The 13,327-nt window shown below is 64.8% G+C and carries 16 protein-coding genes; 7 read left to right on the forward strand and 9 right to left on the reverse strand.

The annotated features are described in order from the left end of the window. Nucleotides 1–20 precede the first annotated feature (20 nt). The gene (locus NG701_RS11120) at nt 21–914 is read right to left on the reverse strand and encodes an anti-sigma factor (RefSeq protein WP_252567419.1); all 894 of its coding nucleotides are present in this window, start codon (nt 912–914) and stop codon (nt 21–23) included. Between the two features lie 8 nt (nt 915–922). Beyond that, nucleotides 923–1,540 (reverse strand): RNA polymerase sigma factor SigE, encoded by a 618-nt coding sequence (sigE, locus tag NG701_RS11125; RefSeq protein ID WP_252567421.1) that lies wholly within the window; start codon nt 1,538–1,540, stop codon nt 923–925. A 227-nt stretch (nt 1,541–1,767) separates the two neighbouring features. On the opposite strand from sigE, the gene NG701_RS11130 reads away from it, so the two are divergent. Continuing rightward, nucleotides 1,768–2,400: an O-methyltransferase gene (locus tag NG701_RS11130; protein WP_056343985.1), complete on the forward strand. Its 633-nt coding sequence runs from the start codon at nt 1,768–1,770 to the stop codon at nt 2,398–2,400. 83 nt (nt 2,401–2,483) lie between these two features. On the opposite strand, the gene NG701_RS11135 is transcribed toward NG701_RS11130, so the two are convergent. The 4 genes from NG701_RS11135 to NG701_RS11150 all read right to left on the reverse strand — a co-directional run bounded on the left by NG701_RS11135 (nt 2,484) and on the right by NG701_RS11150 (nt 5,335). Next, the gene (locus tag NG701_RS11135; protein ID WP_009357720.1) at nt 2,484–2,651 is read right to left on the reverse strand and encodes a DUF3117 domain-containing protein; all 168 of its coding nucleotides are present in this window, start codon (nt 2,649–2,651) and stop codon (nt 2,484–2,486) included. Nucleotides 2,652–2,886: 235 nt separating this feature from the next. After that, the gene (locus tag NG701_RS11140; RefSeq protein WP_252567660.1) at nt 2,887–4,068 is read right to left on the reverse strand and encodes a putative hexosyltransferase; all 1,182 of its coding nucleotides are present in this window, start codon (nt 4,066–4,068) and stop codon (nt 2,887–2,889) included. Between the two features lie 62 nt (nt 4,069–4,130). Continuing rightward, nucleotides 4,131–4,529, reverse strand: coding sequence for a DivIVA domain-containing protein (locus NG701_RS11145; protein WP_252567423.1), 399 nt, complete (start codon nt 4,527–4,529; stop codon nt 4,131–4,133). Nucleotides 4,530–4,552: 23 nt separating this feature from the next. Beyond that, a complete protein-coding gene (locus NG701_RS11150; RefSeq protein WP_252567425.1) occupies nt 4,553–5,335 on the reverse strand; it encodes an LOG family protein in 783 nt (260 codons plus the stop codon). Between the two features lie 117 nt (nt 5,336–5,452). On the opposite strand from NG701_RS11150, the gene NG701_RS11155 reads away from it, so the two are divergent. The 4 genes from NG701_RS11155 to NG701_RS11170 all read left to right on the forward strand — a co-directional run bounded on the left by NG701_RS11155 (nt 5,453) and on the right by NG701_RS11170 (nt 8,769). Next, on the forward strand, nt 5,453–6,208 hold the full coding sequence (locus NG701_RS11155; protein WP_104062136.1) for an amino acid ABC transporter ATP-binding protein: 756 nt from the start codon (nt 5,453–5,455) through the stop codon (nt 6,206–6,208). Between the two features lie 73 nt (nt 6,209–6,281). Then, nucleotides 6,282–7,169 carry a glutamate ABC transporter substrate-binding protein gene (locus tag NG701_RS11160; protein ID WP_252567427.1) on the forward strand — a complete coding sequence of 296 codons (888 nt, stop codon included), beginning with the start codon at nt 6,282–6,284 and terminating at the stop codon, nt 7,167–7,169. A gap of 95 nt (nt 7,170–7,264) precedes the next feature. Next, the gene (locus NG701_RS11165) at nt 7,265–7,915 is read left to right on the forward strand and encodes an amino acid ABC transporter permease (protein ID WP_056343998.1); all 651 of its coding nucleotides are present in this window, start codon (nt 7,265–7,267) and stop codon (nt 7,913–7,915) included. Next, entirely contained in the window at nt 7,912–8,769 is an 858-nt protein-coding gene (locus NG701_RS11170) for an amino acid ABC transporter permease (RefSeq protein ID WP_252567428.1), read from the forward strand. The genes NG701_RS11165 and NG701_RS11170 overlap by 4 nt, the downstream gene beginning before the upstream one ends. 95 nt (nt 8,770–8,864) lie before the next feature. On the opposite strand, the gene dapE is transcribed toward NG701_RS11170, so the two are convergent. Then, nucleotides 8,865–10,001: a succinyl-diaminopimelate desuccinylase gene (gene dapE, locus NG701_RS11175; RefSeq protein WP_252567430.1), complete on the reverse strand. Its 1,137-nt coding sequence runs from the start codon at nt 9,999–10,001 to the stop codon at nt 8,865–8,867. Between the two features lie 50 nt (nt 10,002–10,051). Here dapE and dapD point away from each other — a divergent pair, with 50 nt between their 5' ends. Then, nucleotides 10,052–11,092, forward strand: coding sequence for a 2,3,4,5-tetrahydropyridine-2,6-dicarboxylate N-succinyltransferase (dapD, locus tag NG701_RS11180; protein ID WP_252567432.1), 1,041 nt, complete (start codon nt 10,052–10,054; stop codon nt 11,090–11,092). A gap of 7 nt (nt 11,093–11,099) precedes the next feature. After that, nucleotides 11,100–11,957 carry a transglycosylase SLT domain-containing protein gene (locus NG701_RS11185; protein ID WP_374208681.1) on the forward strand — a complete coding sequence of 286 codons (858 nt, stop codon included), beginning with the start codon at nt 11,100–11,102 and terminating at the stop codon, nt 11,955–11,957. 37 nt (nt 11,958–11,994) lie between these two features. Here NG701_RS11185 and NG701_RS11190 read toward each other — a convergent pair whose 3' ends face one another. Together NG701_RS11190 and NG701_RS11195 are read right to left on the reverse strand one after the other, a co-directional pair. Continuing rightward, nucleotides 11,995–12,606, reverse strand: a complete 612-nt coding sequence (locus NG701_RS11190) for a hypothetical protein (protein WP_252567436.1) — start codon at nt 12,604–12,606, stop codon at nt 11,995–11,997. Nucleotides 12,607–12,700: 94 nt separating this feature from the next. After that, nucleotides 12,701–13,312, reverse strand: a complete 612-nt coding sequence (locus tag NG701_RS11195; protein WP_252567437.1) for a TetR/AcrR family transcriptional regulator — start codon at nt 13,310–13,312, stop codon at nt 12,701–12,703. Nucleotides 13,313–13,327: the final 15 nt, after the last annotated feature.

Here is a 13,327-nt window from a genome sequence, read left to right on the forward strand (position 1 = left end):
AGCGTCGCAAAGTGCCTGCATCAGGGAGCCAGCATCTCCCCGAGTTTGCGGATTCCCCGCTCCAACCGGGCCCCGGGAGAGTCGTCCGCTGCGGTCGTCGGGGAGTCGGCAGGCGCCGTGCTGACACCAGCGTTGATTCCTTCTACGGCGAGGACGCTGAGCCGCTGCAGCACTGGAACGGCGTCATCAGCCTGCTCCGCCGGGAGGTCGGACTCAACCGTGAAAATGCCTGCCGAGGTCTCTACGGTAGCCGTCCAGGGCGCCTGCCTGCTGACCAGCAGCTTCCCCTTGTTCTGACCGGCGATCTGTTCGGAGTTCTGCTGGGCGTCCTGACCCGACTGCTTCTCGGCGTCCGCGGGATGCTGTTCCACGATGGTTGCATAGTGTTGCCCATCGGTCAGGTGCATTTCCACCGCCGGCCGCCCATTCAGCGTTATGGCATTGGCGCTCCGGACGTGGAAGCCGAGTGACGCCAGTTCCGGACAGACCCAGCCTTCAGAGCGTAGGGCCAACAATTGCGGAGCACTGATCTCCCTGCCGTCGGCCGGTAGCTGGGCCGTATGCTGCACCAGGCTCCCGCTGATGGCCGTTTGGGCGACAGGCAGGCTGTCCCCCGCCAGCGCAAACGCGCTGACGGCAAGAATTCCAGCGGCTGCGGCTGTCCCGCCGGCTGCGAGTGCCAGGACCCTCGCAGCCCGGTACTGGCTCGGGGCTGGCTCGGCCGCTGCCGCCAGCAGCTGCGTCCTGACCAGCAGCCGGGCCGTCAGGTCCTCGCTGGCAGGCGGCACGGCCGCGTCACGGAGCCGCTCGATGTACTGGCGTTCACGCTTCAGCGCCGCTGCACATTCTGCGCAGGTCTGCACATGGTCGGCACCGCGGTGATGCCGGCGGCCGAATGGGTTCCGGGGCGTCATGGTGCCGATCAGAGGATGCTGGCGATGCGCGGCAGCGAAAGCTTCGGCTTGCGTCCTTGCTGAGGCCTGGGATCGCGGTGGGCCAGCTTTTCGCGCAGCATGGTCCGGCCCCGGTGGATACGGGAACGGACGGTGCCCAGTTTGACGCCGAGGGCAGCGGCCACTTCGTCGTAGGACAGGCCTTCCAGGTCGCAAAGCACGACGGCGGCGCGGAAGTCCGGGGGCAGCTCTTCCAAAGCAGCCTGCACATCGAGGTCCAGGTTGTTCAGTTCAAAGCTCTGTTCTGGTCCGGGCTCCCGCCCGGGGATCCGGGATTCGGCGTCATCGGCCAGCGCGTCAAACCGAATGCGGGTTTTCCGGCGCGCCTGGTCCAGGAACAGGTTGGTGGTAATGCGGTGCAGCCAGCCATCGAGTGTCCCCGGCTTGAAATTCTCCAGTGACCGGAAGACGCGGACGAACACCTCCTGGGTGAGGTCCTCGGCGTCGAACTTGTTCCCCGTCAGGCGGTACGCCAGCCGGTAGACCTTGGCGGAGTGGTTGGCCACCACTTCCTCCCAGGTGGGCCTGATCCATATAGCGGCGGAATCTTGCGCCGCAGGGACAGGTGCCATACCTGATGCTGACATCGTCCACTCCCGTCGTGGATTGCTATCGCCCGGATACTGTTGACATCTCTGGTTCGGCGCCGATCACCTCATGGATGACCGGACATCCATCATTTCAAAGTTGGCTGGGAATTTCCTGACCGGGGCGGTTCTTCAGCCAGAGGCACAACGATTCCCTTCCGCGGCTGGCACCCCCGCACACAGTAGGCTGTACTAAACACTCCCCTGCCGCCCAGAAAGCGAATCACATGAGCGCCGACAAATCCACGAGCTGGTCCTATGCAGAAGATCTGCCCGCAGAGGATGAGGTTATGCTTCGTGCCAGGGAGCGCTCCTTCGAACTGGGCGTGACGCCCATCGGCGCAGGTGTTGGTGCGGTCCTGACGGTGTTGGCTGCGGGTTCGAAGGCTCAGACCGCCGTCGAAATCGGCACAGGCGCAGGTGTCTCGGGGGTTTGCATCCTGCGGGGGCTCGGACCGCAGGCCGTGCTGACCACCATCGACGTGGACGTCGAACATCTGAAGGCGGCACGTGAAGCCTTTTCGGAGGCCGGCAGTCCGGCCAACCGCACCCGTACTATTTCCGGCCGCGCCGGGGATGTCCTGCCGCGCCTGACCGACTCCGCTTATGACCTGGTGTTTGTCGACGCCGACAAGCCCGGCCTGCCCGGCTACGTGGAACAGGCCGTCCGGCTCCTGAAGGCCGGCGGGCTGCTCATCATCAATGACGCACTGGACAAGGACCGCGTGGCCAACCCGGCCGTCCGGGAGTCCAATACGGTGGTGCTCCGCCAGGTGGGCAAGGCAATCCGCGACGACGACCGCCTGGCGTCCGCGATGCTTCCCACGGGCGACGGCCTGCTGGTCGCGGTTAAGAAGTAGATCCACAGGAAATAAGCCAGGGTCCGCAGCCGGTTGGCTGCGGACCCTGGCCCTGCGGGATTATTCGGCAACGCCGAACAGGATTATTCAGTCACGCCGACGAGGCATTCCTTGAGGTTGGCCGCCTCCGCAGCGTTCAGTTCCACCACAAGCCGTCCGCCGCCTTCGAGCGGTACGCGCATGATCAGGCTGCGGCCCTCTTTGGTGACTTCCATAGGGCCGTCGCCGGTGCGTGGTTTCATAGCCGCCATGAGGAATTTCCCCTCCATTTAGTCCCAGGACATATCAGCCCGGATGGGCTGTGTCCGCATGGTCAAATCAAGCCGCTATGGCGGCCCGTACTGATGCCGCCATGGCTGAACATTTCTGAATGCTTTTTGTCCCTGCTTACTTACTATTATCCCGTAATGACCCGCACGTAGCTAATCGATGGACATTTACGGCCGCGTCGGATTCCCCAATCCACCGGCCAGGCGCCGCCCGCGATCACGGCGGATAATCGCCGCCTCCCGGAAGCTGCGCCCAAGCCCACAGCCAGACGATCCACACGATCTGGAGCAGGACAAACATTGTCAGGACCGTGCCGCGGTATGCCTTCGACCGGGACAAGAGCGCGGCAGCCAGGGCCAACGGGAACAGCGGGAGCAGCATCCGGAAAGTACTGGTCTGGGGGTGGAGGAACACCAGGAGGTAGCCCATGTAGCAGGCGCACCACAGGCGCATTTCCACACCAAGCCGGACCACCGGCGGGGAGAACAGCAGGAGCGCAAAGAGGCCCGCAAAGACGAATGGCGCCACGATCCCCAGGACGGGGCCAAAGAGGTCGACGCCGGCGTCGAACCAGGGCTTGAAGGGCACCAGGTCACGGCCGCGCCACACTGTTTCGGTTTTGGTATACGCCTCAATATCTCCGGTGGCGGCCCAGGCCGCTGCCGGCCACAGCAGTGCCGAGGCCCCGCACACCACGGTTAGGCCCGCCAGGGAGGCTAGCTCCCCGAGGCTGTGGGTGCCCGGCCGCTCCTCGCGCCCCCGTTCGACCAGTCGCCAGAGGAAGAGAAGCCCCACCATGGCGGCAAAGGGAACGCCCACGGGTCGGGAGAGGCACAGCAGCAGGACCACCGGCATGGCAACGAAATAATGACGCCTGATGACGAGCAGCAGGGCGGTGGCCAGCAGGAAAACGGTCAGCGGCTCCGCGTACGGGACCTGGAGAATGGCGGACACCGGAAAGGTCGCGAAGAATGCCACGCCCCAAAGCGCCGCAGTGTGCGAAGCCTTGTGCCTGAACAGGCAGTACAAAACCAGCGCCGCACCCAACCCCGCCAGCATGGCGACGACCGTCAGCGCCGCGGCAGGGCTGATTCCGGTCAGGCCTGCGAGCGCACGGCCCAGGGCCGGGAAGAGCGGATAGAAGGCCCACGCATTTTCCTGCACGTTGCCGGCGGCATCCGTTGGAAGCGGTGAGGGATAACCGTCGGTGACGATCCGGCCGTACCATCGCGCATCCCAGATATTGATGAAGTTCCAGTAGTCAGGGACGGCCGGAAACCACGGGTTGGGCCCTTGGTGCAGGGCGGCTGCCATAAAGATGCAGGCGCTGACCAGCCGGGCAATGGCGTAGAGGGCGGCAACCTGCAGCCACCAGGGCCAGCGTTGGACCGCCCACATGGCGCGGGCGCCGAATGCGGTGATCAACGCCGTCGGGCCCGTCCGGTCCCCCGTGTCAGTGCTCAAACGCCGGCCTCCGGGCGCGCCGCCCGTTCCGTTTCCAGCAGCCGTGCCCGGAGCCTGCCCATTTCTTCGTCTTTGGCCGCGATCTGGTCCCGCAGTTCGTCGAGGACCTGGTCCACCTGGTCCATCCGGTACCCACGCAGGCCGAGGGAGAAGCGGACCCGGTCGACGTCGGCAGGTGCAGCGTCCGCGGGCAGCAGCACCGGCGGAAGGTTGGCGGGCGGCTGCCCGAACCCCGGGTAGAGAATCGGATTCTCCGGGACCTCGGCGCCCGTGGCCGGTTCACTGCCCCGGCGGAGGCTGCGCAGAATGCCGCGGCGGCCACCGGCGCCTGCCCACAGGGTGGCGGCGATCAGCACGATGGCGAGGTAGACCAGGAAAAAACTCACAGCACCCATCGTGCCAGATATGGGCCGGCAGCCTATTCGGGCCGTTGCTCGCCGTTGGTGGGAACCGGGGGCGTCCCGTGCAGCACCAGTTGCACCGCTTCGGCGGGATCGTCCACCACCTGGATGAGGTCCAGGTCCTTTGCGGAGACCATTCCCTCGGCCACGAGGGTGCCCTTGATCCATTCGATCATCGGCCCCCAGAAGTCGACGCCGAGGAGCACGATCGGGAAGGAGGTCACCTTCCGGGTCTGGACCAGGACCATGGCTTCAAAGAGTTCATCCAATGTCCCGAGGCCGCCGGGAAGAACGATGAATCCCTGGGCATATTTGACGAACATGGTCTTCCGGGCGAAGAAGTAGCGGAAGTTGATGCCGAGGTCCACCCACTGGTTCAGGCCCTGCTCGAAGGGCAATTCGATGCCCAGGCCGACGGACACGCCGTTGCCTTCCACGGTGCCGCGGTTGGCGGCCTCCATGGAGCCCGGACCGCCGCCGGTGATGACGGCCACGCCCGCGGCTGCCAGCTTCCGGCCTACTTCCATGCCCATTTCGTAGTACGGGCTGCCGGGCTTGGTGCGCGCCGAGCCGAAAACACTGACGGCGGGCCCCAGATCGGCAAGCGCGCCGAACCCCTCGACGAACTCGCTCTGGATCCGGAGGACACGCCAAGGGTCTGAATGGACGAACTGTCCTGCGCCTTTGGTATCAAGCAAATGCTGGTCGGACATTTCCACAGCCGCCTGCTTGCGACGGAGTTCAAGGGGCCCCTTACGGCGCGGCTGGGAAGTTTTGGCCGGATCTGCGTTGATGCTCATCCCCCAAGGCTAATGCCAACGCCAGCGTGCCTGTGGCAGGTATCTCTTGAATCACGATCCGCGCGAACTTAGCGTGATTCACCTCCTAACCAGCCAATGTTCGCTAGATTCTTCTTTATGACTACTCATGTGCCCGGCGATGCGCTCGTCTCCCTGAATGGTGTGAATAAGCATTACGGTCAGTTGCACGTTTTGAAGGACATCAATCTCCACGTCCGTAAGGGCGAAGTGGTGGTGGTTATTGGCCCGTCAGGCTCAGGAAAGTCCACGTTGTGCCGTGCCATCAACCGTCTGGAAACCATCGAAGGTGGCACCATCAGCATTGATGGAAAGGTGTTGCCGGAGGAGGGGAAGGAACTGGCCCAGCTCCGCGCCGACGTCGGGATGGTCTTTCAGTCCTTCAACCTCTTCGCGCACAAGACCATCCTTGAGAACGTGACGCTTGGTCCCATCAAAGTCAAAGGCGTTGCCAAGGCCCAGGCCGACAAGGAAGCCATGGCATTGCTGGAGCGCGTGGGCGTGGGTCACCAGGCCCCCAAACTCCCGGCGCAGCTCTCCGGCGGCCAGCAGCAACGGGTGGCCATCGCCCGCGCCCTGGCGATGAAACCAAAGGTCATGCTCTTTGATGAGCCCACCTCTGCGCTGGACCCCGAGATGATCAACGAGGTCCTCGACGTCATGATCCAGCTGGCCAAGGAAGGCATGACCATGGTTGTGGTCACGCACGAAATGGGCTTCGCCCGGAAAGCCGCCGACCGTGTGGTTTTCATGGCGGATGGCCAGATCGTGGAGGATGCCAAGCCGGAAGAATTCTTCACCAACCCGAAGAGTGACCGCGCGAAGGACTTCCTGTCCAAGCTGCTCACCCACTGATTTTCCATCAACGAACACACACTCCAGTTCGCACCCAGGCCGTGACCCACGGCCGATCAATGAAAGGAATGTCATGAAGGCATTTATGACCCGCCGGAAGTCGTTCTTCGTGGCGGCTACTGCTGCCCTGGCGTTGTCCCTGAGCGCATGTGGCGGCACCACCCCCGGCACCACCAGCGATCCCACTGTTGCCGACAAGCCGACGTTTGCCGCCGGCACCACCATGGCCAAGCTGTCCGCCGCAGGCACCATCAAGATCGGCACCAAGTACGATCAGCCGCTCTTCGGCCAGGTGGGCCTGGACGGCAAGCCGGTGGGCTTCGACGTCGAGATGGGCAAGCTGATCGCAGCCAAGCTGGGCATCGCTGCGGACAAGATCGAATGGTCAGAGACTGTCTCAGCCAACCGCGAACCCTTCATCGAGCAGGGCAAGGTGGACCTTGTTATTGCCACGTACACCATCAATGACAAGCGCAAGCAGGTTGTCAGCTTCGCGGGCCCGTACTACGAGGCCGGCCAGGCGCTGATGGTGAACAAGGACAACACGTCCATCACCAAGCCTGAGGACGTCGCAGGCAAGAAGGTCTGCTCCGTGACCGGTTCCACCCCTGCCGCGACGATCGTGGACAAGTACAAGGCCGAGCTCGTACCGGCAGCCACTTACTCCGCTTGCCTTGAGCCGCTGCGCAACAAGCAGGTCGAAGCGATCACCACGGACAACGTGATCCTGGCCGGCTTTGTGGACAAGGAACCGGATGCCTTCAAACTGGCGTCGGATCAAACCTTCACCAAAGAGCCGTACGGCATTGGCCTGAAGAAGGACGACACCGAGTTCCGCAACTGGATCAATGACCAGCTGGAGGCGTTTGGCAAGGACGGGTCCTACAAGAAGGCCTGGGAAGCAACGGCGGGTGCGGTCATCAAGACCGCCCCTGAACTTCCCGCCATCAACCGCTACTAGGTAGCAACGGCGGCTTCCGGGGAATTCGTTGAACGCGTTCCCCGGAAGCCGCCAGCCTGCTTTTTGACCCCCTACGCCCAGAGCCGAAGGATCCTATGGAAGTCATCATTGAAAACCTCCCCCTTTATTGGGAAGGCCTTCTCCGCACCCTTTTCCTGTCCGTCGTCTCCGGGATCATCGCCCTTATCCTCGGAACACTCCTGGCGGCAGCCCGCGTTTCCCCCGTTGCGGCCCTCCGGGGATTCAGCACCGTCTACGTGGAAATCCTCCGGAACACCCCACTGACCATTGCTTTCTTCTTCGCGGCGATCGTCCTGCCCCGCCTCGGCGTGACCTTCCAGCAGTTCGAGGTCGCAGCGATCATCGCCCTCAGCGCCTATACAGCGGCCTTCATCGCTGAAGCCGTCCGCTCAGGCGTTAACAGCGTCCCGCTCGGCCAGGCTGAGGCCGCGCGCAGCATCGGCATGAACTTCGGCCAGGTCCTGAATCTCATCATCCTGCCGCAGGCGCTGCGGACCGTGATCCCGCCGCTGATCAACATCCTGATTGCCCTCGTCAAGAACTCGTCCGTCGCCGGCGCGTTCTTTGTCCTGGAACTGTTCGGCTACGGCCGCCAAATGGCCAACGCCAACGGTGACCAGGTCATGGCAGTACTGCTCGGCGTAGCGTTCTTCTATCTGCTCCTCACCATTCCGCTGGGCATCCTTGCCAGCACGGTGGAACGAAAGGTGGCGATTGCCCGATGACTTCAGTCCTCTACGACGTTCCCGGCCCCAAAGCGCGCCGGGTCTCGCTGATTGGTTCCGTGGTTGGAACCGTGCTGATCCTGGGACTTCTGGCATGGATTGGCATGACTCTCGCCCAGCAGGGCATTTTTGAAGGTCGCCGCTGGGCGATCTTCACCCGGGGCGATGTCTGGACGCTGCTCGCCAATGGCCTCGGCGCAACGCTCAGCGCCGCCGCCCTCGCGGCAGTGATCGCGTTCCCCCTTGGCCTGATGTTCTGCCTGCTGCGCATCTCGCTGGTCGCCTGGATCCGGATTCCCGCCCGCGTGGTCCTGGAGTTCCTGCGCGGCATGCCGGTTGTGCTGATGATGCTCTTCGTCCTGCTGGTGTTCGGGACGAGTTCCTTCGTCGCAGTGGTGGCCGGGCTGGTCCTGTACAACACCGCTATTTTCGCGGAGATCATCCGGGCGGGCATCCAATCACTGCCGAAGGGACAGCGGGAGGCGGGCCTGACCATCGGCCTGACCAGTTTCCAGTCCCGGATGCTCATCGAGCTGCCGCAGGCTGTCCGCCGTATGATGCCGTCGCTGGTTGCCCAACTCGTGGTGCTCCTGAAGGACACCTCCCTGGGCTACATCGTGGCGTACGGCGAACTTCTGCGTGCAGTGCAGGTCATGGCGGACTTCCTCGGGAACGCGTTCCTGTTCCCCATCTTCTTTGTGGCTGCCGCCATCTACATTGTGATCAACATCTGCGTTTCCCGGCTCGCAATCTGGATCGAGCGCCGGGGTTCCAAGAAGGCAGCCGGTGGAGTTGCTCCGGCGCCAACCGCAGTGGTCGCACCGGAACTGCCGGACTTGCCGGAACGCAAATAGCAGCACGCGCGCACACGCAAAAGGTCCGGAACCCTTCAGGGGGTCCGGACCTTTTGTGTGGAGCCTGTTGTTGGCTCTTTTACCTTTCGCCGCGGCTACGTGGCGAGCCAGCTACTAAGTGCCCGCAGGCATTCCCGGATGGCGTCGGCGTCGACGTGCTCGTTGTCCTTGTGGGCCAGCAGCGGATCGCCGGGGCCGAAGTTCACTGCCGGGATCCCCAGTTCGCTGAAACGCGCGACGTCGGTCCAGCCGTATTTCGGTTTCGGCTCGGCTCCGACGGCGGCCACGAAGGACGCGGCGGCCGGGTGGTTCAGTCCCGGGCGCGCACCGGCGGCGGCGTCCGTGCGGACCACAGCGAAGCCCGCCAACAGTTCGCGCACATGCGCCTCCGCCTGGTCCGGCGTCTTGTCGGGGGCGAAGCGGTAGTTGATTTCGACGACGCAGCGGTCGGGGATGACGTTGCCGGCCGTGCCGCCATTGATCTTCACGGCGTTGAGGCTCTCGCGGTAGTCGAGGCCGTCCACGTTGATGGTCCGCGGCTCGTAGGCTGCCAGCCGGGCCAGGATGGGTGCCGCTGCGTGGATGGCGTTGCTGCCCATCCACGCACGGGCAGAGTGTGCTGCCTCGCCCACCGTCGTGGCCTCAAAGCGGCTCGTGCCGTTGCAGCCACCCTCGACGGTGCCATGGGTCGGCTCCAGGAGGATGGCAAAATCGCCGCCCAGGAGGCTGCCGTGGTTGCGGACCAGGCGGCCCAGTCCGCTCTTGACCGCTTCCACTTCCTCGTGGTCGTAGAACACGAAGGTGACGTCCCGCTGGGGCGCCGCGCCGCCGTCGAACATTGTGGCCGCCAGCGCGAGCTGCACGGCGACGCCGCCCTTCATGTCCGTGGCTCCTCGTCCGTAGAGCACGCCCTCCCCCGGGATGCCTGAATCCCAGGTGGACGGTACGGTACCGCGCGCGCCTTCAGCAACCGGCAACGGCACGGTATCCAGATGTCCAGCGAGGATAACGCGTTCCGCCCTGCCGAGTTCCGTGCGCGCGATGATGGCGTCACCGTCGCGGACTACCTGGAGTTCCGGGATGGCCCGCAGCGCCACTTCGACGGCGTCAGCCAGTTCCGTCTCATTCCCGGAGACACTGTTGATGTCCATCAGGGCGGCCGTCAGCACAGACACGTCCTGGCGGAGGTCCAAAGGAAAGGTGGTCGGTTCAGGCGCGGTCTCGGCAGTCACGTTGCCAGTCTAGTTCGAACCCGATGCCCGCCTCTCGCTAGACTGGGGGCATGACTGAGACCGCTACCTCCGCCGCGCCCAACGACCAGAACGCAACTTCCGAAGCCCGCTCCGCCTACGGCTTCGGGCTGGCAACCATCGCCAGTGCCACGGGCAAGGAAAATGCCCAGGCCACCGTCCTGGACGTCTGGTTCCCCACGCCCGCGCTTGGCGTTGCGGCACAGAACCTTCGCGCTGTGGAGAATGCGGACGAAACCCTGGTCCAGCTCGCCGCCAGCGGCACCGACGCGGACCGCGGGACCGAGCAGAAGGTGGTCTTCGTCCAGATCAACCTTGACGAAGCTCCGGCTGACACTGCCGACGCATACCTCCGGCTGCACCTGCTCTCCCACCGGCTGGTCCGGCCCAACACGATCAACTTGGACGGCATCTTCGGCAAGCTCCCCAACGTGGTGTGGACCAACTTCGGCCCCGCCGCGGTGGAAGGCTTCGAACTGACCCGCGCCAAGCTTCGCCGCCGTGGTGCCGTCACCGTCTACGGCGTGGACAAGTTCCCCCGCATGGCGGACTACGTGGTGCCCGCCGGCGTCCGGATCGCCGACGCCGACCGCGTCCGCCTCGGTGCCCACCTCGCCGAAGGCACCACCGTGATGCACGAAGGCTTTGTGAACTTCAACGCCGGCACCCTGGGCGCCTCCATGGTGGAAGGCCGCATCTCGGCCGGCGTCGTCGCCGGCGACGGCAGTGACGTGGGAGGCGGCGCGTCGATCATGGGCACCCTCTCCGGGGGCGGCAAGGAAAAGATCGTCATCGGTGAGCGCGTCCTGCTCGGCGCCAACTCCGGCGTCGGCATCAGCGTCGGCGATGACTCCGTGGTGGAGGCAGGCCTCTACGTCACCGCTGGAACCCGTGTGCTCGTTCCCGGGCCCAAGGACCAGGATGGCGAGGACACAGCCAAGATCGTGAAGGCAGCCGAGCTGTCCGGCGTCCCCAACCTGCTGTTCCGGCGCAACTCCACCACCGGCGCCGTCGAGGTGTTGCCGCGCAAGGGCCAGACGGTGGAACTCAACGACGCCCTCCACGCCAACTGACCCGTCGGTGGCACGTGGACGCAGTTTCGTTCGCCCCACCGTGCTGCTGCTTACCCTGGCGCTGGCGGGCGCCGGTATCTACACAGCGGTCTCCTTCCTGCAGCGCTCCGAAACCCTGGTCACGGAGCGCTGCACGGCCGACGTCGGGGCCCAGAGCGCTGAGCTTGCAACGGACCAGGCGGTTAATGCCTCACTGATTACGGCGGTGGCGGTGCAGCGTGGGCTGCCTCCCCGGGCAGCCAGCATCGCCCTTGCCACCGCCATGCAGGAATCCAAGCTCCGCAACATCGCCCATGGCGACCAGGCCGGACCTGACTCCCGCGGACTCTTCCAGCAACGGCCCTCGCAGGGGTGGGGATCCGAGACCCAGGTCATGGACCCGTACTACGCTGCCAATGCTTTCTACGATGCCCTCGTAAAAATTCCAGGCTACGAGTCCCTGGAAATCACTGACGCCGCCCAGCGTGTCCAGCGCTCGGCCTACCCCCTCGCCTACGCCCAACACGAAGATATGGGCCGGTCCTTCGCGTCCGGCCTGACCGGCCAGACGCCCGCCTCCGTGCTGTGCACTTTGCGTGCCCCGCAGGAACCGGGCATCCCCGCCGCCGTCGAGTCCGAGCTAGCCCAGGCGTACGGGCCGCTCGCCATCACCACTGAAAATGAATCGCTCGTGGTGGCAGCTGACGGCACCCAGGCCTGGTCCGTGGCGCAGTGGGCAGTTGCCAACGCCAAGGGCATGGCGGTGACGCGCGTGGATGTGGCCGGCCGGAGCTGGGACCGGGAGGTTCAGGGCGGCTGGCGGGAATCCGACGCGCCCGTTGGCCAGGTCCGCATTACGGTGGCACCGGCCGGCACCGGCAGCTGACGGCCCGGTACTGATGCCCGGATGCTGACCGCGCCGCTCAGACCAGGATGTCCACCACGGGCTGGACGTAGCTGCGGAAGAGCTCCGGCGCGGACATGAGGTTATGGCTCATGATGATCTTGTCCGGCTCCAAATACCACGCCCGCTGTTCGTTCAGAGGCAGTTCGATGATGGTCAGGGTGAAGTCCCGTGCCCCCCGGCCGACCTCCAGCAGGCGGTCATCCACCATGTCGCCCAACAGCTGGTCCGAACCGCTGGCCACCCGTTCTGCTTCCAGCCGGACGTACTCACTGCGGCGCTCCCGTGCCCAGGTCAGGGCGGACCCGAAATGCGCCTGCAGGACGCGCTGGAGGGCCGGGGAATTTCCGAATTCCCCAAAATCCGGCGGGGACAGCTCCGGTGACGTCTGAGGGTGCGCCTTCAGCAGCTGCTCCCACCAGGCTTCCCATTCGGTCTTGAGTGCGCTCAGCCCGCCGACGTCGGAGGTGAGATGCGAGTGGTCGGCATGGCGGATCTTCGGCGCGGCATGCGACAACGCGGGGTGGCCGGCGCCGTCGAGTCCTGCCGCATCACGGACAAAGAGCGCGATCATCAGAGGCCCGGACGTATCCGTAGTAATCTGCCAGCCGGAACCACCTGTGTGATGCATCCCTACTCCTCCTGTGGCCTGCCTGTACCGGCCTGACCCGCCGGTTCCGCTCCCCCGGCTCCCAGTCTATTCCCGATGCCACCGGACGGTAATGTCAGGCGGCCAGGCTCTTCAGGTGCCGGTCCAGGACGTCATGGCACATCTGTGCCGTCATCCAGGCGGGCTGCAGGAGGGCGTGCATGCACAGCCCGTCCAGCGTAGCCAGCAGCCTCTCCGCCTCGACCGCCAGCGACTGCTGCCCGTCGCCGTCGTCCGGTACCAGGGCGGTGATGACCTGCCCGACGACGGCGGCCACCTCCCGGTGGCTCCGATCGGCCTCGGCCGCGAGGAAGGGGCGGATCCTGGCCGCGTTCTTGAAGGCCATCCACACACAGGCGTCCACGGCCCGTTCCTCGTCTAGCGGCAGAAATTCACTCAACAGGGTTAAAACCGCCTCGCGATGCGGGCCGGTCCCGGGTTTACTGGCGGCCATAGCCGGCAACGCCGCGATGAGCCGGCCCGTGATCCGGTCCACAACGGCAGCAAAGGAATGGCTGAGCAGTTCTTCACTGCCGGCGAAGTAGTGCCGGACGGAGCCTACGGCGAGGCCTGCTTCGTCCGCCACCTCCCGCAGTGACGCCCGCTCGAGGCCGTCGACGGCGATGATCCTGAAGACCGCTTCAACGATCTCTGCACGCCGGGCTTCGGCATCAACAATTTTGGGCATCCCCATTATTTAGCA

Origin of the sequence: Pseudarthrobacter cellobiosi (assembly GCF_023913815.1) — a bacterium.
In the GTDB taxonomy this organism is placed as follows: Bacteria; Actinomycetota; Actinomycetes; order Actinomycetales; family Micrococcaceae; genus Arthrobacter; species Arthrobacter cellobiosi.

Bases quoted from the DNA above. Each gene is read 5' to 3' on its own strand.
- NG701_RS11120 (WP_252567419.1), bottom strand. From the start codon at position 914: ATGACGCCCCGGAACCCATTCGGCCGCCGGCATCACCGCGGTGCCGAC.
- sigE (WP_252567421.1), bottom strand. From the start codon at position 1,540: ATGTCAGCATCAGGTATGGCACCTGTCCCTGCGGCGCAAGATTCCGCC.
- NG701_RS11130 (WP_056343985.1), top strand. From the start codon at position 1,768: ATGAGCGCCGACAAATCCACGAGCTGGTCCTATGCAGAAGATCTGCCC.
- NG701_RS11135 (WP_009357720.1), bottom strand. From the start codon at position 2,651: ATGGCGGCTATGAAACCACGCACCGGCGACGGCCCTATGGAAGTCACC.
- NG701_RS11140 (WP_252567660.1), bottom strand. From the start codon at position 4,068: ATGTGGGCGGTCCAACGCTGGCCCTGGTGGCTGCAGGTTGCCGCCCTC.
- NG701_RS11145 (WP_252567423.1), bottom strand. From the start codon at position 4,529: ATGGGTGCTGTGAGTTTTTTCCTGGTCTACCTCGCCATCGTGCTGATC.
- NG701_RS11150 (WP_252567425.1), bottom strand. From the start codon at position 5,335: ATGAGCATCAACGCAGATCCGGCCAAAACTTCCCAGCCGCGCCGTAAG.
- NG701_RS11155 (WP_104062136.1), top strand. From the start codon at position 5,453: ATGACTACTCATGTGCCCGGCGATGCGCTCGTCTCCCTGAATGGTGTG.
- NG701_RS11160 (WP_252567427.1), top strand. From the start codon at position 6,282: ATGAAGGCATTTATGACCCGCCGGAAGTCGTTCTTCGTGGCGGCTACT.
- NG701_RS11165 (WP_056343998.1), top strand. From the start codon at position 7,265: ATGGAAGTCATCATTGAAAACCTCCCCCTTTATTGGGAAGGCCTTCTC.
- NG701_RS11170 (WP_252567428.1), top strand. From the start codon at position 7,912: ATGACTTCAGTCCTCTACGACGTTCCCGGCCCCAAAGCGCGCCGGGTC.
- dapD (WP_252567432.1), top strand. From the start codon at position 10,052: ATGACTGAGACCGCTACCTCCGCCGCGCCCAACGACCAGAACGCAACT.
- NG701_RS11190 (WP_252567436.1), bottom strand. From the start codon at position 12,606: ATGCATCACACAGGTGGTTCCGGCTGGCAGATTACTACGGATACGTCC.
- NG701_RS11195 (WP_252567437.1), bottom strand. From the start codon at position 13,312: ATGCCCAAAATTGTTGATGCCGAAGCCCGGCGTGCAGAGATCGTTGAA.